Origin of the sequence: Streptomyces sp. 4F14 (genome assembly GCF_048159485.1) — a bacterium.
In the GTDB taxonomy this organism is placed as follows: domain Bacteria; phylum Actinomycetota; class Actinomycetes; order Streptomycetales; family Streptomycetaceae; genus Streptomyces.
Genome location: NZ_JBLRVY010000020.1, coordinates 166,787 through 185,888, shown reverse-complemented (window position 1 = coordinate 185,888; position 19,102 = coordinate 166,787). Strand labels below are relative to the sequence as shown.

Below are 19,102 nucleotides of genomic sequence, written 5' to 3'. Positions count from 1 at the left end.
CATCGCCAACCGTGACGGCATCGCCAACCGTGACCAGCACTGCCAACCGTGACCAGCGAGCGCCGCCAGCCATGACCAGCACCGCCGCCCCCACGAGCCCCGACCTACGACACCTCCCCCCGCCCCTGCCGAGGCAACCCCAACTCCGCAGCCGCAGCCGAATTGCAGTACTCCCGCACCGCACTGGTCCGAGCCACCACCCGCCCCCGATGAATCACGATCCGGCTGTAGGCGAGCGACAACGCCCCCGCGAGCCGCTCCCCCCGCACCGCCAGCAACTCCGCCGGAAACCCCGCCTCCACCCGCACCTCCGGCAACCCGAGCACCGCGCGCGCGGACGCGCTGACGGCGTCGTACGCGTCCTCGGGACGCAACCCCGCGCGGGAGGCCAGCAGATACGCGGCCTCCAGAGGGTCACCGCGCCCCACGGGGTTGGCGACGTCCCGCAGCGCCCCGCTCCCGGCGGCGACGCGTACGCCGGCGGCCCGCAGGAGCCGGACAGGGGCCGCTCCACGGCCCGCCACGGCCCCGCAGGAGCCCTGCGGGAGGCAGACGACGGTGACGCCCGCGGCGGCGAGCCGGTCGGCCGTACGGGCGGCGTGCTCGGCGGGCAGCGCGCCGCACGGGCCGAGCGTGACGCCGGGCCGCAGCCCCCCGCACTGCGCGGCGACGCGGGCGAGGCGCGCGGGGTCGGCGGCGTCGGTGTGCAGGTCGACGGGGCAGCCGTGCTCGGCGGCGACCTCCAGGACGGCCTGGACGTACCCCGTCGGATCGGGGTCGAGGTCGGGGCAGCCGCCCACCACGGACGCGCCCATCTTCAGCGCGTCCCGCAGCATCGCGAGCCCGTCCGCGCCGGCCACCCCGGTCAGCAGGCGCGGCACCGCCACGGCCGTCAACTCCGCGAGCCCGTGCAGCGAACGACGGGCCTGGAGGACGGCGCCGAGCGCGCCGAGCCCCTGGACGTCGCCCACGCGCACGTGCGCGCGCAGGGCGGTCGCCCCGTGACCGAGCTGGAGGAGGGCCGCCTCGGTGGCACGCCGCTGGACGTCCTCGGGGGCGTACGACACCGGCCCGTCCGTGTCGGCGGACAGGGCGGTGTCCGCGTGCGCGTGCGGTTCGGCCGGGGCGGGGAGCAGGAGGTAGCCGGAGAGGTCGACGCGTCCCCCGCGCGCGGGTGTGCCGGTCAGGCTGCCCGCCGTACCGACCGCCTCGATGCGCCCGCCGCCCAGCCGTACGTCCACGGTCCTGCCGTCGGTGAGCCGGGCGCCGCACAGCAGGAGGGCCGACGGGTCCTGCTGGTTGCCGGATGCCCCGGACGACCCGGACGACGGTGACGGCTGCGGCTGGCTGTCGGGCATCGCGCTCCAAAAACGAGGGACGGCGAAGGGACCCCGGTCCGGGGGCTGGAAGATCACACAGAGTGAGTCGAGCCTAGGGCGGTCGTACGACGCTGTCAGGGAGGGACGAAATAGTCGTACCGGTGTGGTCCGCCGTGCGGGGGAGGCCCCGGAGGCCCTTGTGACAGGCCGGAAACCGGGCCCGTACAGGGCTGGACAACGGATTTGGGTGAACGCCCGGGGAGCGTGTAATGTCTTCCTCGCTCGCCCCAATAGCTCAGTCGGTAGAGCGTCTCCATGGTAAGGAGAAGGTCTACGGTTCGATTCCGTATTGGGGCTCTGGTGAGGGAGGTTCCCGCCGCAAGACTTCTGGTCGCGAGGCGGGGACGGACCTCATCACAGCGGTGTAGCTCAGTCGGTAGAGCAAGCGGCTCATAATCGCTGTGTCACCGGTTCAAGTCCGGTCACCGCTACGAACAGTAGCCGATTGTGGGGTCGGTCCTTCAGTCGGCTACTCTTTCATGCGTTAATCCTTTCTATCCGTTCGTCAAGGAGCACTCACGTGGCTGCCACCGACGTCCGCCCGAAGATCACGCTGGCCTGCGTGGAGTGCAAGGAGCGGAACTACATCACCAAGAAGAACCGGCGTAACAACCCGGACCGCATGGAGATGAAGAAGCACTGCCCGCGTTGCAACGCGCACACCGCGCACCGCGAAACGCGATAAATCAGGCTCGTACGTGAGGCCGTCCCCGAGAGATCGGGGGCGGCCTCACGTCGTTGGACAGGCAGTACCGGTCAGTAGAGCAACCAGAGAGGTGCCGGGCCCATGGCGCTCGACCAGTCCTTCGTGGGGCGGAGCTACCCGCCCACCGCGCCCTACGAGGTGAGCCGGGAGAAGATCCGCGAGTTCGCGGTGGCGATCGGTGACGACCACCCCGCGTACACGGACCCCGAGGCCGCGAAGGCGCTCGGGCACCCCGAGGTGATCGCCCCGCCGACGTTCGTGTTCTCCATCACCTTCAAGGCGGCCGGACAGGTCGTCGAGGACCCCCAACTGGGCCTCGACTACAGCCGCGTCGTGCACGGCGACCAGAAGTTCACGTACGTCCGTCCCGTGCGCGCGGGCGACCGGCTGAGCGTCACCACCACCATCGAGGCCATCAAGTCGATGGCCGGCAACGACATCGTGGACATCCGCGGCGAGGTCTTCGACGAGGCCGGCGAGCACGTCGTCACCGCCTGGACCAAGCTCGTGGCCCGCGCGGTCGCCGAGGAGGCGTGAGGAATCCCATGACGGCGAAGATCTCCTACGACGACGTCGAGGTCGGCACCGAACTGCCCGCCCGCAGCTTCCCGGTGACCCGCGCCACGCTCGTGCGCTACGCGGGCGCCTCCGGCGACTTCAACCCGATCCACTGGAACGAGAAGTTCGCCAAGGAGGTGGGCCTCCCGGACGTCATCGCGCACGGCATGTTCACCATGGCCGAGGCGGCCCGCGTCGTCACCGACTGGACCGGCGACCCCGGTGCGGTCGTCGACTACGGCGTCCGCTTCACCAAGCCCGTCGTCGTCCCCAACGACGACGAGGGCGCCCTCATCGAGGTCACCGCCAAGGTCGCCGCCAAGCTCGACGACAACACGGTCCGTGTCGACCTCACCGTCACCAGCTCGGGCCAGAAGGTCCTGGGCATGTCCCGGGCGGTCGTCCGCCTGGCCTGAGCCGTCGCTGTAAGGGGCGTTCTCCATGGCGAGGCGCCCCTTACGCATGCCCAGCGGCAAAGCGGCGTTGTCAGTGCCGTCTCGTAGGCTTGGCCGCGTGCTCGAACTTCACGACGCTCCGCTCGCCCCGCTGACCACGTTCCGGCTCGGCGGCCCCGCCACCCGCCTGGTGACCGCCACCACCGACGCCGAGGTGATCGAGGCCGTGCGCGAGGCCGACGCGGCCGGGACACCCCTGCTGATCGTCGGCGGCGGCTCCAACCTCGTCGTCGGCGACAAGGGCTTCGAGGGCACGGCCCTGCGCATCGCCACCCGGGGCGTCGAACTGTCCGGTACGACGCTGGAGCTGGCCGCGGGCGAGGTGTGGACCGACGCCGTCGCGCGCGCGGTGGACGCCGGGCTCGCCGGGATCGAGTGCCTCGCCGGGATCCCCGGCTCGGCGGGCGCGACGCCGATCCAGAACGTGGGGGCGTACGGCCAGGAGGTCTCCTCGACGATCACCGAGGTCGTCGCCTACGACCGGCGCGCGGGCGAGACGGTCACGCTGACGAACGCCGAGTGCGCCTTCTCGTACCGCCACAGCCGCTTCAAGGCGGACCCCGAGCGGTACGTCGTCCTGCGCGTGCGGTTCGCGCTGGAGGACGCGGGCGGGCTGTCGGCGCCCCTGAAGTACGCCGAGACCGCGCGGGCGCTCGGCGTCGGGGCGGGGGAGCGGGTCGCGCTCGGCGCCGCGCGCGAGACGGTCCTGAAGCTGCGCGCGGGCAAGGGGATGGTGCTGGACGCCGAGGACCACGACACCTGGTCCGCCGGCTCCTTCTTCACCAACCCGATCCTCACGGACGCCGAGTTCGCCGCGTTCCACGCGCGCGTGCGGGAGCGGCTCGGCGAGGGCACCGAACCGCCCGCCTACCCGGCGGGGGAGGGGCACACGAAGACGTCCGCCGCGTGGCTCATCGACAAGGCCGGCTTCACGAAGGGGTACGGCACCGGCCCCGCGCGCCTGTCCACGAAGCACACCCTCGCCCTCACGAACCGGGGCGCCGCCACCACCGAGGACCTCCTCGCGCTGGCCCGCGAGATCGTCGCCGGGGTGGAGACGGCGTTCGGGGTGACGCTGGTGAACGAACCGGTGATGGTGGGCGTCGGCCTCTGAGGGGGCACGTCCGAGCGGGGTCGCTGGAGGGGCAGGGGCGCGTGCCGTCGGCCGCGCCCCCACCTCGCCCCGAACCCCCTCAGTACGCCACCCCCACCCCCTGCTTCACCGTCCCCACCTCCCCGATCATCCCCAGCATCGCGTGCGCCACATCCCCCCGCCCGATGAACCGCCCCGCGCGCGGGAAGCCGCCGATCACCGTGCGGTAGACCCCCGTGACCGGCTTGTCCTGGAGGCGGGGCGGGCGGACGAACGTCCAGGCGGCCGTGGAGCGGGCGACGTCCGCCTCCATCGCGCGCAGGTCGTCGTAGACGGGCCGCAGGATCGCCGAGACGGCACTGCGCATCCCCCGGTCCAGCAGGCCGTCGTCCGCCGGGGCGGGGCCCACGGGTGAGGCGCTGACCAGCAGGAACCGGCGTACGTCCGTCGCCTCCAGGGCCGTCAGGGCGGTGCGGGTCAGACGCGTGGCGACGCCGGCGTCCTTCCGGCCGCGCGGGCCGAGTCCGGAGAGGACGGCGTCGCGGCCGGTCAGCGCGGGGAGCAGGGCCTCCGGGTCGGTGAGGTCGGCGCGGAAGACCTCCAGGCGGGCGCCGGTGACGGGGAGGCGGGCGGGGTCGCGGACGACGGCGGTGACCGTGTGGCCCGCGTCGAGAGCCTGGCGGACGAGTTCCCGGCCGATGCCGCCGGTGGCGCCCAGAACGGTGAGTTTCATGGAGGACTCCCCTCGGGAATGATGGGTGAGTGAGTGCTCACTCACCCTGTCTTCTCCTAGAGTGGGTAAGCACTCACTCACCCGTCAAGTCCAGCTATCGAACGGATGCCCCCATGGAACCCAGGCCCACCCGCGTACGCATCCTCGACGCCGCCCACGACCTGATGCGGACGGCCGGACTGGCCCGGGCCACCACCAAGGAGATCGCGAAAGCGGCCGGCTGCTCCGAAGCCGCCCTCTACAAACACTTCGACAGCAAGGAGGACCTCTTCGTCGAGGTCCTCATGGAACGCCTCCCGCGGCTGACCCCCCTCCTCGGCAGCCTCGCCGCGGAGCCCGGACAGGGGACGCTGGAGGAGAACCTCACCGAGATCGCCCGTCAGGCGTGCCTCTTCTACGACGAGAGCTTCCCGATCGCCGCGTCCCTCTACGCCGAGAACAGCCTCAAACGGCGCCACGACCAGGCGATGCGCGAGAAGGGCGCCGGCCCGCACGTCCCCATCGACCTCCTCGACGCCTACCTCCGCGCGGAACGCGCCCTCGGCCGCATCGCCCCCGACACCGACACCTTCGCCGCGGCCTCCCTCCTCCTCGGCGCCTGCGCCCAGCGCGCGTTCGCGTACGAGGCGGCGGACCAGCGCCCCGACACGGCGACGTTCGCCCCCCGCCTGGCCCGCACGCTCCTCGCGGGCATCACGGCATGAGCCACCGAGACCGCCACAACGCCCCGAACCCGCCCCCGTACCCGAACACCCCGCCCTCGAACCCCGCCTCAACCCCGCCCCCGAAAAACCCCGTTGCACACCCCCCACCCACCCCCCGACCCTGACCCCATGAGGCCCTCCGCATGCGCCTGAGACTCACCGAGTTCAAGCCGCGCACCCACCGCATAGTCCAGCCCCGCACCCCCCTCCGCCACACCTCCCTCACCGCCCCCGACCCCATCGGCTTCCTCTACGGCGACCAGGGCGCCCTGACCCTGCTCGCGGGCCTCTTCGCCTTCGCCGCCTGTTCGCGCCGGACGATCGTCCATGTGCCGCTGCGCAACGGCCTCCCCCTGATCGAGGGCCGGGGCGAGCGCGTCGACCTGGTCCTGGCCCACCACACGTACGGCCTGCGCGCGAGCAAGTGGCCACAGCTGCGCCGGAGTCTGGGCCCCGGCACCCCCCTGACCGCCCGCACGGACGAGGCGCGCACCGAGCGCCACGCGGACGCCTGGCGCGGGCGCAGCGGGCACACCGACCTGCGCGACACCTTCCGGCACGCCACGCACGCCCGGACGTTCTTCCTGTTCGGCAGCAGGGACCTGTTCGCGGAGACGGCGCGGGGACTGGCGGACGCGGCACTGTGGGGCCCGCGCCAGAAGGAGGTGGCCAAGGGCTACTCGACCCTGATGACGAACGTCCCGGCCCTGTCCCAGCCACCCGGCGGCGGCCACCCCCTGGAGGTGCTGATCTGCTTCAAGAAGCCGGTGCCGCCAGCCAGTCGTCCACCCCGGACAGCAGCTTCGCCCGTACGTCCTCCGGCGCCGCCGACCCCCGGATCGACTGCCGGGCGAGTTCCGCCAACTCCTCGTCCGTGAAGCCGTGATGGCGTCGCGCGATCTCGTACTGCGCGGCGAGCCGGGAGCCGAAGAGGAGGGGGTCGTCGGCGCCCAGGGCCATCGGGACGCCGGCGTCGTACAGGACCCGCAGGGGCACGTCCTCGGGCTTCTCGTAGACGCCGAGGGCGACGTTGGAGGCGGGGCAGACCTCGCAGGTCACCCCCCGCTCCACCAGCTTCTTCAGCAGCCGGGGGTCCTCCGCCGCGCGGACCCCGTGGCCGACCCGGTTCGCGTGGAGGTCGTCGAGGCAGTCGCGGACGGAGGAGGGCCCGGTCAGCTCGCCGCCGTGGGGCGCGGACAGGAGCCCGCCCTCGCGGGCGATGGCGAACGCCCGGTCGAAGTCACGGGCCATGCCCCGGCGTTCGTCGTTGGAGAGGCCGAAGCCGACGACGCCCCGGTCGGCGTAGCGCACGGCGAGCCGGGCGAGCGTACGGGCGTCCAGCGGGTGCTTCATCCGGTTCGCGGCGACCAGCACCCGCATCCCGAGCCCGGTCTCCCGCGAGGTCGTCGCCACCGCGTCGAGGATGATCTCCAGCGCCGGGATGAGCCCGCCGAGACGGGGCGCGTACGAGGTCGGGTCGACCTGGATCTCCAGCCACCCGGAGCCGTCCCTGACGTCCTCCTCGGCGGCCTCCCGCACCAGGCGACGGATGTCGTCGGGCTCCCGCAGGCACGAGCGCGCCGCGTCGTACAGCCGCTGGAAGCGGAACCAGCCCCGTTCGTCCGTCGCCCTCAGCTGCGGGGGCTCCCCGCTGGTCAGCGCCTCGGTCAGCGCCTCCGGCAGCCGTACGCCGTACTTGTCGGCCAGCTCCAGCACGGTCGCGGGCCGCATCGAGCCGGTGAAGTGCAGGTGCAGATGGGCCTTGGGGAGTTCAGAGAGATCACGTACACGCTCCATTCGCCGATACTGCCGTACGCGGGTGGGGCGCGGGTAATCGGTTCCCTGAACGGGGGCTCGCCCGTACAAAAAGGCGGGCCGCCTCCCGTAGGGAAGACGGCCCGCCCGGCGATGTCCTACTTGGCCTCGGCCAGCAGCTTCTGGATCCGCGAGACGCCCTCGACGAGATCCTCGTCGCCCAGCGCGTACGACAGCCGCAGATATCCGGGTGTGCCGAACGCCTCACCGGGTACGACCGCGACCTCGGCCTCCTCCAGGATCAGTTCGGCCAGCTCCACCGAGGTGGCGGGCCGCCTGCCGCGGATCTCCTTGCCGAGGAGGTCCTTGACGGACGGGTACGCGTAGAACGCGCCCTCGGGCTCCGGGCAGAACACGCCGTCGATCTCGTTGAGCATCGCGACGATCTTCTTGCGCCGCCGGTCGAAGGCGACCTTCATCTCCTCGACGGCCGCGAGGTCACCGGAGACGGCGGCGAGCGCGGCGACCTGGGCGACGTTGGAGACGTTGGACGTGGCGTGCGACTGGAGGTTGGTCGCGGCCTTGACGACGTCCTTGGGGCCGATGACCCAGCCGACCCGCCAGCCGGTCATGGCGTACGTCTTGGCGACACCGTTGACGACGACGGTCTTGTCGGCCAGCTCGGGGACGACGACCGGCAGCGAGTGGAACTCCGCGTCGCCGTACACGAGGTGCTCGTAGATCTCGTCCGTCAGGACCCACAGGCCGTGCTCGGCGGCCCAGCGGCCGATCTCCTCGACCTGCGCGCGCGTGTAGACCGCGCCGGTCGGGTTCGAGGGGGAGACGAAAAGCAGGACCTTCGTGTTCGCGGTGCGGGCCGCCTCCAGCTGCTCGACGGAGACGCGGTAGCCCGTCGTCTCGTCGGCGACGACGTCCACCGGGACACCCCCGGCGAGACGGATCGACTCCGGGTACGTCGTCCAGTACGGCGCCGGGACGATGACCTCGTCGCCCGGGTCGAGGATCGCGGCGAACGCCTCGTAGATGGCCTGCTTGCCGCCGTTGGTGACGAGGATCTGGGAGGCGTCGACCTCGTACCCCGAATCGCGCAGGGTCTTCGCGGCGATCGCGGCCTTCAGCTCGGGCAGGCCGCCCGCCGGCGTGTAGCGGTGGTACTTGGGGTTCTTGCACGCCTCGACGGCCGCCTCGACGATGTAGTCGGGGGTCGGGAAGTCGGGCTCACCCGCGCCGAAACCGATCACCGGACGCCCGGCGGCCTTCAGGGCCTTCGCCTTGGCGTCCACGGCGAGGGTCGCGGACTCGGAGATCGCGCCGATGCGGGCCGAGACCCGGCGTTCGGTGGGAGAGGTTGCAGCGCTCATGCGGCCCATGCTTTCAGACCCGTGAGACCCCGGGCACGCCGGTTTCACGGACTGGGCAAACCGACGGAACATCAGACCGAAAGCGATCAAGAGCGCTTCGCGTTCGACGCGCGGCCCAAGAGCACGTACACTCATCCGTCGTTGGCCTTCAACAGCCGTGCCGCAAGCGATGCACACCAAGCACTCGCCCGGATACGGTAGGTTGAGGGACACACAGAGGGTCGTAGCTCAATTGGTAGAGCACTGGTCTCCAAAACCAGCGGTTGGGGGTTCAAGTCCCTCCGGCCCTGCTTCACACTCCTTCTCCAGGATGTGTGCGCAGGTACACACAGCATTGCACCGTCGTGCGGCTCAGACCGGGCGCGGCACGGCCACGACCCGGGAACAGGTGAGGACGAATGGCGGATGCCGTGGGCTCCATCGACACGCCTGATGCCCAGGACGAAGCGCCTGAGAGCAAGAAGAAGGCGCGCAAGGGCGGCAAGCGCGCCAAGAGGGGCCCGCTGAAGCGTCTGGCCCTCTTCTACCGCCAGATCGTCGCCGAGCTGCGCAAGGTAGTCTGGCCGACGCGCAACCAGCTGACCACCTACACCACCGTGGTGATCGTCTTCGTGGTCATCATGATCGGTCTGGTCACGGTGATCGACTATGGCCTCAGCCACGCCGCCAAGTACGTCTTCGGCTGAGCCGACCAGCGAAGGGCGCCGAGGAAACCGGCGCCCCTTTCGCATGTTCCACCCCTATGCAACCCAGGAAGAAGCAGCCACGTGTCTGACCAGAACCTGAACGACGACCACGAAGCTGTCGAGACCGTCGAGTCCGTCGACGACGAGCTCGACATCATCGAGGGCGCGGACGAGGACCTGGACGAGGTCGAGGCTGCCGACGCGGAGGCCGGCGAGGCCGCTGAAGAGGACGCCGTCCACCTCGAAGAAGAGGACGCCGACCTCGAAGAGGGCGACGACGAGGAGGACGAGTCCGGCGGCGACGTCGAGGCCGCCGAGCCGGTCGACCCCGTCGAGGCCCTCCGCGAGGAGCTGCGCACGCTGCCCGGCGAGTGGTACGTCATCCACACCTACGCCGGGTACGAGAACCGCGTGAAGACCAACCTGGAGCAGCGCGCCGTCTCGCTGAACGTCGAGGACTTCATCTTCCAGGCCGAGGTGCCGCAGGAAGAGGTCGCCCAGATCAAGAACGGCGAGCGCAAGACGATCCGGCAGAACAAGCTGCCCGGGTACGTCCTCGTCCGGATGGACCTCACCAACGAGTCCTGGGGCGTCGTCCGCAACACCCCCGGTGTCACCGGCTTCGTGGGCAACGCCTACGACCCCTACCCGCTGACGCTGGACGAGATCGTCAAGATGCTCGCGCCCGAGGCGGAGGAGAAGGCGGCCCGTGAGGCGGCCGAGGCCGAGGGCAAGCCGGCGCCGTCGCGCAAGGTCGAGGTCCAGGTGCTGGACTTCGAGGTGGGCGACTCGGTGACGGTGACCGACGGTCCGTTCGCCACGCTCCAGGCGACCATCAACGAGATCAACGCCGACTCCAAGAAGGTCAAGGGCCTGGTGGAGATCTTCGGCCGCGAGACCCCGGTCGAGCTGTCCTTCGACCAGATCCAGAAGAACTAGGTCTCTCTGGAAGAAACACTTCCGGCCAGGTCAGACAGGCTGTCACAGCTTGTCTGACCTGCTCGGTTTTTGGCCGCGCATCTATACCCGCTATCGTTGTGCGGTATGCCTGCGTCCGGGTGATTCCCGAGCGTGGGCAGGACCCGAATCGAAAGGACCCGGAGAGCTATGCCTCCCAAGAAGAAGAAGGTCACGGGGCTCATCAAGCTCCAGATCAACGCCGGTGCGGCGAACCCCGCCCCGCCGGTCGGCCCCGCGCTCGGTCAGCACGGTGTCAACATCATGGAGTTCTGCAAGGCGTACAACGCCGCGACCGAGTCGCAGCGTGGCTGGGTCATCCCGGTGGAGATCACGGTCTACGAGGACCGCTCCTTCACCTTCGTGACCAAGACGCCGCCGGCCGCCAAGATGATCCTCAAGGCCGCGGGCATCGAGAAGGGCTCCGGCGAGCCGCACAAGACCAAGGTCGCCAAGATCACCGAGGCGCAGGTCCGCGAGATCGCCACGACCAAGCTCCCCGACCTCAACGCCAACGACCTGGACGCCGCGGCGAAGATCATCGCCGGCACCGCGCGCTCCATGGGCGTCGTCGTCGAGGGCTGAGTCCCTCCCCCCTTCCCGAGCAGTTCAGTGGGAGGGCCTGCTCGGCCCTGACCACGACTCCAGAACCTCACAGGAGCAGTAATGAGCAAGCGCAGCAAGGCCCTTCGCGCTGCGGACGCCAAGGTCGACCGGGAGAAGCTGTACGCCCCGCTCGAGGCCGTCCGTCTCGCCAAGGAGACCTCCACCTCGAAGTTCGACGGCACCGTCGAGGTCGCCTTCCGCCTGGGTGTCGACCCGCGCAAGGCCGACCAGATGGTCCGTGGCACCGTGAACCTGCCGCACGGCACCGGCAAGACCGCCCGGGTCCTGGTCTTCGCGACCGGTGACCGTGCTGCCGCCGCGGAAGCCGCGGGCGCCGACATCGTCGGCTCCGACGAACTGATCGACGAGGTCGCCAAGGGCCGCCTGGACTTCGACGCCGTCGTCGCCACCCCGGACCTCATGGGCAAGGTCGGCCGCCTCGGCCGCGTGCTCGGTCCGCGTGGTCTGATGCCGAACCCGAAGACCGGCACCGTCACCCCGGACGTGGCCAAGGCCGTCACGGACATCAAGGGCGGCAAGATCGAGTTCCGCGTCGACAAGCACTCGAACCTGCACTTCATCATCGGCAAGACGTCCTTCGAGGACGAGAAGCTGGTGGAGAACTACGCCGCGGCGCTGGAAGAGATCACGCGTCTCAAGCCGTCCGCCGCCAAGGGCCGCTACATCAAGAAGGCCGCGATCAGCACCACGATCGGCCCCGGCATCCAGGTCGACCCCAACCGCACCCGCAACCTCCTCGTCGAGGAGGACCCGGCCGCGGTCTGAGCCTCACCGCTCACCTCGTAGTCGGACACGGGCCCCACGCCTTCGGGTGTGGGGCCCGTTCCCGTTGTCGCCGACCTGGGTTAACGTGCGGGAACGGAGATCGCACAGGGGTGGTGGGACCGATGGCGCGGGTGGGGCTGTGGGGGGCGTTGCTGGCCCTGCTGGCGGGAAGCGTCGCGTGCACGCCGGCGGAACCGGGCCCGGAGAAGGCGCCGCTCGCCGCCCTGCGCAGCGCCGAACGGGCCACCGCGGACGCCGGATCGGCACGGGTCGAGTCGAGCACGGCCATGGGGAAGCTGATGTCCCTCACGGCGAAGGGAGCGGTGTCCTGGGCGCGGGGGCTCACGGGGACGCTCGTCCTCACCTACACCGGGGGCAGCGTCGCGGAGACGATGCGTGAGGCGGGCGTGTCCTCGACGGAGGCCCGCTATCTGCCGGACGCCTACTACGCCCGCACGGGCGCCCGGCTCGCGAAGGCGGCCGGCGGCAAGCAGTGGGTCCGGTACGCGTACGCCGACCTGGAACGCCTCGCGGGCGGCTCCGGCGCCTACCTCCAGGACCAGCTCCGCCACACCGCCCCGAACCGCGCCGTACGGCTCCTGCTGGCCTCGGGGGACGTCCGCGAGGTCGGCGCGGAGACGGTGCGGGGGCGGCGTACGACGCACTACTCGGGGGCGGTGGACTCGGACGCTTCGCAGGTGACGGCCGAGCGGGTGGACGTCTGGGTGGACGAGCGGAACCTGCTGGTGAAGAAGGTGGAGAAGGGGACCACCGCGGACGGCCCGTACAGCCAGACCGCGTACTACGGGGAGTACGGCACGAAGGTGAGCGCGCAGCGGCCGCCGGCGAAGGACACCGCGGATTTCTCGGAGCTGGTGCGGGAACTGTCGGGCGGGTGAAAACGTCAGGGACAGTAAAGGGAGCCTCGGGCTAAGGTTCGGCACAGGTAAATCAAATGCAGGGGAGTCTGGGGAGGCTCCTGGGACTGTGGGGGGACTTGTGAACGTCCGGAAGAAGACCGCCGCCGCCGGTGTGACCGCCCTGGTGCTGACCGGCGCCGTGGGGTGCGGGAACGGCTCCGACACCGTGGAGCGGACCGCCGCGCAGGTGCTGACGGCGTCGTTCAAGAAGACCGCGGAGGCCAAGTCCGCCAAGGTCAACATGACCATGACCATGCCGAAGAGCATGGAGGGCGGCGGCAACAGCACCATGACCGGTGTCATGGGCTGGGACCCGACCGTGATGGACGTCGTCGTGAAGGGCGACGGACTCACCAGCGAGCCGGGCGACCCCGAGAGCGTCCGCATGATCATGGCGAACAACGTCATGTACATGGACATGGGGACGAAGGCCGCCGCCGACATGGACGGCAAGCGCTGGATGAAGCTCGACCTGATGGCCGCCGCGAAGGCCACCGGCGACAAGGCGCTCCAGAAGCAGATGACCTCCGGCCTGCAGGAGATGAACCAGAGCCCGGTGGACCAGCTCGCCCTCCTGCTCGAATCGCCGAACCTCAAGCACATCGGCAGCGAGAAGATCGACGGCGCCGAGGCGGACCACTACAAGGGCCTCCTCACGGTCAAGGAGATGCTGGCCTCCAGCAAGTCCCTGGACATCCTGGACTCCGCCGACCGCGACAAGCTCCTCAAGAACATCGAGAAGGCCGGCTTCACGGGCTACGACACGGACGTCTGGGTCAACAAGGACGACCTCCCGGTCCGGATGGACGTCGTGATGGACCACCCCGACGGCAAGCTCAAGATGAGCATGAAGCTCTCCGACTACGGCGCGAAGGCCCAGGTCACCCCGCCCGCCGCCAAGGACACCTTCGACCTCTTCGAGATGCTCAAGGGCCTCGGCGACGAGCTGGAGGGCCTCGACCTCGACGAGAGCGACCTCGACCTGACGGGCCTGGAGGGCCTGGAGAGCCCGGCCGCCTGAGCCGGGCGCCCGTACTCGTCGTACGACCGGATTTGCCCCGCGCGGATCCGGTCGCGTACTCTCCTTGAGAAGCCAAAGACCGCTGGTCGTTGCCGTGTGTCCGTCAGGATGTGCGGTGGCCGAAGGATCCGCTGACACGCGGACGACCCGCGCAGGTGATCGTGGAAGTGCTCCCGGAGTTCGCTGCCCCAGCGGCGTGCGAGTCCCGGTCGAGCTACGCCCCGTGCGCCTGCGCCGGGGCGTTTCGTTTTCCCCAGCCCCTTCCGAGCGGTCTCATCACCCGGAAGGAGGCCACGCTCATGGCAAGGCCCGACAAGGCTGCAGCGGTAGCCGAGCTGACGGAGCAGTTCCGCAGCTCGAACGCCGCCGTGCTGACCGAGTACCGGGGTCTCACCGTGGCGCAGCTCAAGACGCTGCGCCGTTCGCTCGGTGCGGACGCCCAGTACGCCGTGGTGAAGAACACGCTGACCAAGATCGCGGCCAACGAGGCCGGGATCTCCACGCTCGACGACCTGTTCAACGGTCCGACGGCGGTCGCCTTCATCACCGGTGACCCGGTGACGTCGGCGAAGGGTCTTCGTGACTTCGCCAAGGACAACCCGAACCTCGTCATCAAGGGCGGTGTCCTTGACGGCAAGGCGCTGTCCGCCGACGAGATCAAGAAGCTTGCGGACCTCGAGTCCCGCGAGGTTCTGCTCTCCAAGCTGGCCGGTGCCATGAAGGGCAAGCAGTCCCAGGCTGCCTCCCTCTTCCAGGCGCTGCCGTCGAAGCTCGTCCGCACCGTGGACGCGCTGCGCGCCAAGCACGAAGAGCAGGGCGGTGCCGAGTAACTCGGCTCGCATCATGACCGCCGCGTGAGGCTCCGGCCGTAGCGCATCGGTCGTAGCGGGCCGAACGCCCGCCAGACACATACATCCGGCACCTGCCGATCTAGAAGTGGAAGGAGCAGCCACCATGGCGCTCACCCAGGACGAACTGCTTGCCGAGTTCGAGGGCATGACCCTGATCCAGCTCTCCGAGTTCGTGAAGGCGTTCGAGGAGAAGTTCGACGTCACCGCCGCCGCTGCCGCGCCGGTCGTCGTCGCCGGTGGTGCCGCTGGCGGCGCCGCTGAGGCCGTCGAGGAGAAGGACGAGTTCGACGTCGTCCTCACCGGTGCCGGCGACAAGAAGATCCAGGTCATCAAGGTCGTGCGCGAGCTCACCTCCCTGGGCCTCAAGGAGGCCAAGGACCTGGTCGACGGTGCGCCGAAGGCCGTCGTCGAGAAGGTCAACAAGGAAGCCGCTGACAAGGCGAAGGAAGCCCTTGAGGGCGCCGGCGCCACGGTCGAGGTCAAGTAACACCTAGTCTCGAACGCGGCCCGACAGGGCTGTAACGCGAGCACCGCGAAGAGCGATCATCCATCCGGGTGGTCGCTCTTCGGCGTTCCTGGAAGCGTGGCCACGGTTGCCTTGAACCCCTGTTCACGAGGGGTATGGTGATCTTCGTCGTGTCTGCGGACACCCTCTGTTCGGGCGGGGGGCTCTTGACGAACAGCACGCAGCGCGCAATTCTCAGGACGCGTCGTCACAAGGATCCGAATCCGAGGCATGGATCGACGGCGAAGAGGGCAGGATGACCGTGCGCCCAGGGCAAGCGCGCCGAGGACTGTGAGTGACGACGAGGGCTGTTGAAAATCGGGGCTGGACATCAGTGTGCCGTATGGCTACACTGTCCCTTTGCGCTGCCTGTTAGCTATCCCCTGCCCGTCACCAGGGGTCTGCCCTCACTTGAGCATCAGCGACTGAAACGGCCCTGAGCTGGGACTTTCGTCGTTTGTGCGCCGGGGAGGGGCCGGGAAGCGCGTAGTGAGTCCGAGCCCTCGGAAGGACCCCCTCTTGGCCGCCTCGCGCACCGCCTCGACCGCGAATACGAACAACGCCGCCAGCACCGCCCCGCTGCGCATCTCCTTTGCAAAGATCAAGGAGCCTCTTGAGGTTCCGAACCTGCTCGCGCTCCAGACCGAGAGCTTCGACTGGCTGCTCGGCAACACCGCCTGGCAGAGCCGCGTCGAGGCGGCTCTGGAGTCGGGTCAGGACGTCCCCACCAAGTCCGGTCTGGAGGAGATCTTCGAGGAGATCTCCCCGATCGAGGACTTCTCCGGGTCGATGTCGCTGACCTTCCGCGACCACCGCTTCGAGCCGCCGAAGAACTCCATCGACGAGTGCAAGGAGCGCGACTTCACGTACGCCGCGCCGCTCTTCGTCACCGCCGAGTTCACCAACAACGAGACCGGCGAGATCAAGTCCCAGACGGTCTTCATGGGCGACTTCCCGCTCATGACCAACAAGGGCACCTTCGTCATCAACGGCACCGAGCGTGTCGTCGTGTCGCAGCTCGTGCGCTCGCCCGGTGTCTACTTCGACTCCTCCATCGACAAGACCTCCGACAAGGACATCTTCTCCGCCAAGATCATCCCGTCCCGGGGTGCCTGGCTGGAGATGGAGATCGACAAGCGCGACATGGTCGGTGTCCGCATCGACCGCAAGCGCAAGCAGTCCGTCACCGTCCTCCTCAAGGCCCTCGGCTACACGACCGAGCAGATCCTGGAGGAGTTCGGCGAGTACGAGTCGATGCGCGCCACCCTGGAGAAGGACCACACCCAGGGCCAGGACGACGCGCTGCTCGACATCTACCGCAAGCTGCGTCCGGGCGAGCCGCCGACCCGTGAGGCCGCGCAGACGCTGCTGGAGAACCTCTACTTCAACCCGAAGCGCTACGACCTCGCGAAGGTCGGCCGCTACAAGGTGAACAAGAAGCTCGCCGCGGACGCGCCGCTCGACGCCGGTGTGCTGACCGTCGAGGACGTCATCGCGACGATCAAGTACCTCGTCAAGCTGCACGCGGGCGAGACCGAGACGGTCGGCGACAGCGGCCAGACGATCGTCGTCGAGACCGACGACATCGACCACTTCGGCAACCGCCGTCTGCGCAGCGTCGGCGAGCTGATCCAGAACCAGGTCCGTACGGGTCTCGCCCGTATGGAGCGCGTCGTGCGCGAGCGCATGACCACCCAGGACGTCGAGGCGATCACGCCGCAGACCCTGATCAACATCCGGCCGGTCGTCGCCTCCATCAAGGAGTTCTTCGGCACCAGCCAGCTGTCGCAGTTCATGGACCAGAACAACCCGCTGTCGGGTCTCACCCACAAGCGCCGCCTGTCGGCTCTTGGCCCGGGTGGTCTCTCCCGTGAGCGGGCCGGCTTCGAGGTCCGTGACGTGCACCCCTCGCACTACGGCCGCATGTGCCCGATCGAGACCCCCGAAGGCCCGAACATCGGTCTGATCGGCTCGCTCGCCTCCTACGGCCGCGTCAACGCGTTCGGGTTCGTCGAGACCCCGTACCGCAAGGTCGTCGACGGCGTCGTCACCGACGAGGTCGACTACCTGACCGCCGACGAGGAGGACCGCTTCGTCATCGCGCAGGCCAACGCCACGCTCGACGACGAACTGCGCTTCACCGAGAACCGCGTCCTGGTCCGCCGCCGTGGCGGCGAGGTCGACTACGTCCCCGGTGACGAGGTCGACTACATGGACGTCTCGCCGCGCCAGATGGTGTCGGTCGCGACCGCCATGATCCCCTTCCTGGAGCACGACGACGCCAACCGTGCCCTCATGGGCGCGAACATGATGCGTCAGGCCGTTCCGCTCATCAAGAGCGAGGCCCCGCTCGTCGGCACCGGCATGGAGTACCGCTCCGCCGTCGACGCCGGTGACGTCGTCAAGGCCGAGAAGGCCGGTGTGGTCCAGGAGGTCTCCGCCGACTACATCACCACCGCCAACGACGACGGCACGTACATCACGTACCGCCTGGCCAAGTTCGCCCGCTCCAACCAGGGCACCTCGGTCAACCAGAAGGTCATCGTCAACGAGGGCGACCGGATCATCGCCGGCCAGGTCCTGGCCGACGGCCCGGCCACCGAGAACGGCGAGATGGCGCTCGGCAAGAACCTGCTCGTCGCGTTCATGCCGTGGGAGGGCCACAACTACGAGGACGCGATCATCCTGTCGCAGCGCCTCGTCCAGGACGACGTCCTCTCCTCGATCCACATCGAGGAGCACGAGGTCGACGCCCGTGACACCAAGCTCGGCCCCGAGGAGATCACCCGGGACATCCCGAACGTCTCCGAGGAGGTCCTCGCCGACCTCGACGAGCGCGGCATCATCCGCATCGGTGCCGAGGTCGTCGCCGGTGACATCCTGGTCGGCAAGGTCACGCCCAAGGGCGAGACCGAGCTGACGCCGGAGGAGCGGCTGCTGCGCGCGATCTTCGGTGAGAAGGCGCGCGAGGTCCGTGACACCTCGCTGAAGGTCCCGCACGGCGAGATCGGCAAGATCATCGGCGTACGCGTCTTCGACCGTGAGGAGGGGGACGAGCTTCCCCCCGGTGTCAACCAGCTCGTGCGGGTGTACGTCGCGCAGAAGCGGAAGATCACCGACGGTGACAAGCTCGCCGGCCGGCACGGCAACAAGGGTGTCATCTCCAAGATCCTGCCGATCGAGGACATGCCGTTCCTGGAGGACGGCACGCCGGTCGACATCATCCTGAACCCGCTGGGTGTGCCGTCCCGGATGAACCCGGGACAGGTGCTGGAGATCCACCTCGGCTGGCTCGCCAGCCGCGGCTGGGACGTCTCCGGGCTCGGTGAGGACTGGGCGCAGCGGCTCCAGGTCATCGGCGCCGACCAGGTCGCGCCGGGCACCAACGTCGCCACCCCGGTCTTCGACGGCGCGCGCGAGGACGAGCTCGCGGGCCTGCTGAACCACACCATCCCCAACCGCGACGGCGACCGCATGGTGCAGCCGACCGGCAAGGCGCGGCTGTTCGACGGCCGCAGCGGTGAGCCGTTCCCGGACCCGATCTCCATCGGGTACATGTACATCCTCAAGCTCCACCACCTGGTCGACGACAAGCTGCACGCCCGCTCGACCGGTCCGTACTCGATGATCACCCAGCAGCCGCTGGGTGGTAAGGCCCAGTTCGGTGGCCAGCGATTCGGCGAGATGGAGGTGTGGGCGCTGGAGGCTTACGGCGCCGCCTACGCCCTCCAGGAGCTGCTGACCATCAAGTCCGACGACGTCACCGGCCGCGTGAAGGTCTACGAGGCCATCGTCAAGGGCGAGAACATCCCCGAGCCCGGCATCCCCGAGTCCTTCAAGGTGCTCATCAAGGAGATGCAGTCCCTGTGCCTCAACGTGGAGGTGCTGTCCTCGGACGGCATGTCCATCGAGATGCGCGACACCGACGAGGACGTCTTCCGCGCGGCGGAGGAGCTCGGCATCGACCTGTCCCGGCGCGAGCCGAGCAGCGTCGAAGAGGTCTGA

The 19,102-nt window shown here is 69.3% G+C and carries 18 protein-coding genes, 3 tRNA genes and 1 pseudogene; 18 read left to right on the top strand and 4 right to left on the bottom strand.

Annotated features, from left to right (window positions below):
• Positions 1–104 precede the first annotated feature (104 nt).
• Positions 105–1,358 carry an amidohydrolase family protein gene (locus tag ACLZOT_RS31005; protein ID WP_416972414.1) on the bottom strand — a complete coding sequence of 418 codons (1,254 nt, stop codon included), beginning with the start codon at positions 1,356–1,358 and terminating at the stop codon, positions 105–107.
• Between the two features lie 245 nt (positions 1,359–1,603).
• Between ACLZOT_RS31005 and ACLZOT_RS31000 the strand changes: the two genes are divergently transcribed.
• The 6 genes from ACLZOT_RS31000 to ACLZOT_RS30975 all read left to right on the top strand — a co-directional run bounded on the left by ACLZOT_RS31000 (position 1,604) and on the right by ACLZOT_RS30975 (position 4,212).
• Positions 1,604–1,676, top strand: a tRNA-Thr gene (locus ACLZOT_RS31000).
• 61 nt (positions 1,677–1,737) lie between these two features.
• Positions 1,738–1,810 (top strand) — tRNA-Met (locus ACLZOT_RS30995).
• Between the two features lie 89 nt (positions 1,811–1,899).
• Positions 1,900–2,064, top strand: a complete 165-nt coding sequence (rpmG, locus tag ACLZOT_RS30990; RefSeq protein ID WP_018834916.1) for a 50S ribosomal protein L33 — start codon at positions 1,900–1,902, stop codon at positions 2,062–2,064.
• Between the two features lie 102 nt (positions 2,065–2,166).
• The gene (locus ACLZOT_RS30985; protein ID WP_416972413.1) at positions 2,167–2,622 is read left to right on the top strand and encodes an FAS1-like dehydratase domain-containing protein; all 456 of its coding nucleotides are present in this window, start codon (positions 2,167–2,169) and stop codon (positions 2,620–2,622) included.
• 8 nt (positions 2,623–2,630) lie between these two features.
• Positions 2,631–3,059: a MaoC family dehydratase gene (locus tag ACLZOT_RS30980; protein ID WP_416972412.1), complete on the top strand. Its 429-nt coding sequence runs from the start codon at positions 2,631–2,633 to the stop codon at positions 3,057–3,059.
• A 97-nt stretch (positions 3,060–3,156) separates the two neighbouring features.
• Positions 3,157–4,212 (top strand): UDP-N-acetylmuramate dehydrogenase, encoded by a 1,056-nt coding sequence (locus ACLZOT_RS30975; protein WP_416972411.1) that lies wholly within the window; start codon positions 3,157–3,159, stop codon positions 4,210–4,212.
• 79 nt (positions 4,213–4,291) lie between these two features.
• On the opposite strand, the gene ACLZOT_RS30970 is transcribed toward ACLZOT_RS30975, so the two are convergent.
• Positions 4,292–4,924, bottom strand: coding sequence for an NAD(P)-dependent oxidoreductase (locus ACLZOT_RS30970; protein WP_416972410.1), 633 nt, complete (start codon positions 4,922–4,924; stop codon positions 4,292–4,294).
• A 113-nt stretch (positions 4,925–5,037) separates the two neighbouring features.
• Between ACLZOT_RS30970 and ACLZOT_RS30965 the strand changes: the two genes are divergently transcribed.
• Together ACLZOT_RS30965 and ACLZOT_RS30960 are read left to right on the top strand one after the other, a co-directional pair.
• Positions 5,038–5,628, top strand: coding sequence for a TetR/AcrR family transcriptional regulator (locus ACLZOT_RS30965; RefSeq protein WP_416972409.1), 591 nt, complete (start codon positions 5,038–5,040; stop codon positions 5,626–5,628).
• Between the two features lie 143 nt (positions 5,629–5,771).
• Positions 5,772–6,404, top strand: a pseudogene (locus ACLZOT_RS30960) (hypothetical protein); the annotation flags it as partial.
• On the opposite strand, the gene ACLZOT_RS30955 reads toward ACLZOT_RS30960, so the two are convergent.
• On the bottom strand, positions 6,385–7,425 hold the full coding sequence (locus ACLZOT_RS30955) for an adenosine deaminase (protein ID WP_416972408.1): 1,041 nt from the start codon (positions 7,423–7,425) through the stop codon (positions 6,385–6,387). The pseudogene ACLZOT_RS30960 and the gene ACLZOT_RS30955 overlap by 20 nt on opposite strands.
• A 116-nt stretch (positions 7,426–7,541) precedes the next feature.
• Complete coding sequence (locus ACLZOT_RS30950) at positions 7,542–8,765, bottom strand: pyridoxal phosphate-dependent aminotransferase (RefSeq protein ID WP_416972407.1); 1,224 nt, start codon at positions 8,763–8,765, stop codon at positions 7,542–7,544.
• A gap of 217 nt (positions 8,766–8,982) precedes the next feature.
• On the opposite strand from ACLZOT_RS30950, the gene ACLZOT_RS30945 reads away from it, so the two are divergent.
• From ACLZOT_RS30945 to rpoB, 10 genes are all read left to right on the top strand, one after another.
• Positions 8,983–9,055, top strand: a tRNA-Trp gene (locus tag ACLZOT_RS30945).
• A gap of 108 nt (positions 9,056–9,163) precedes the next feature.
• Positions 9,164–9,451, top strand: a complete 288-nt coding sequence (gene secE, locus ACLZOT_RS30940) for a preprotein translocase subunit SecE (protein ID WP_010354295.1) — start codon at positions 9,164–9,166, stop codon at positions 9,449–9,451.
• Between the two features lie 81 nt (positions 9,452–9,532).
• Entirely contained in the window at positions 9,533–10,390 is an 858-nt protein-coding gene (gene nusG / locus ACLZOT_RS30935) for a transcription termination/antitermination protein NusG (RefSeq protein ID WP_416972406.1), read from the top strand.
• Between the two features lie 168 nt (positions 10,391–10,558).
• Positions 10,559–10,993 (top strand): 50S ribosomal protein L11, encoded by a 435-nt coding sequence (rplK, locus tag ACLZOT_RS30930; RefSeq protein WP_355869241.1) that lies wholly within the window; start codon positions 10,559–10,561, stop codon positions 10,991–10,993.
• Between the two features lie 81 nt (positions 10,994–11,074).
• A complete protein-coding gene (gene rplA / locus ACLZOT_RS30925; protein WP_055723461.1) occupies positions 11,075–11,800 on the top strand; it encodes a 50S ribosomal protein L1 in 726 nt (241 codons plus the stop codon).
• A gap of 110 nt (positions 11,801–11,910) precedes the next feature.
• Positions 11,911–12,699, top strand: coding sequence for a hypothetical protein (locus ACLZOT_RS30920; RefSeq protein ID WP_416972405.1), 789 nt, complete (start codon positions 11,911–11,913; stop codon positions 12,697–12,699).
• 100 nt (positions 12,700–12,799) lie between these two features.
• Positions 12,800–13,741: a hypothetical protein gene (locus tag ACLZOT_RS30915; protein WP_416972404.1), complete on the top strand. Its 942-nt coding sequence runs from the start codon at positions 12,800–12,802 to the stop codon at positions 13,739–13,741.
• 299 nt (positions 13,742–14,040) lie between these two features.
• Positions 14,041–14,571 (top strand): 50S ribosomal protein L10, encoded by a 531-nt coding sequence (gene rplJ, locus ACLZOT_RS30910; protein WP_416972403.1) that lies wholly within the window; start codon positions 14,041–14,043, stop codon positions 14,569–14,571.
• A 124-nt stretch (positions 14,572–14,695) separates the two neighbouring features.
• Entirely contained in the window at positions 14,696–15,079 is a 384-nt protein-coding gene (gene rplL, locus ACLZOT_RS30905) for a 50S ribosomal protein L7/L12 (protein ID WP_416972402.1), read from the top strand.
• Between the two features lie 537 nt (positions 15,080–15,616).
• Positions 15,617–19,102 carry a DNA-directed RNA polymerase subunit beta gene (rpoB, locus tag ACLZOT_RS30900; protein WP_416972401.1) on the top strand — a complete coding sequence of 1,162 codons (3,486 nt, stop codon included), beginning with the start codon at positions 15,617–15,619 and terminating at the stop codon, positions 19,100–19,102.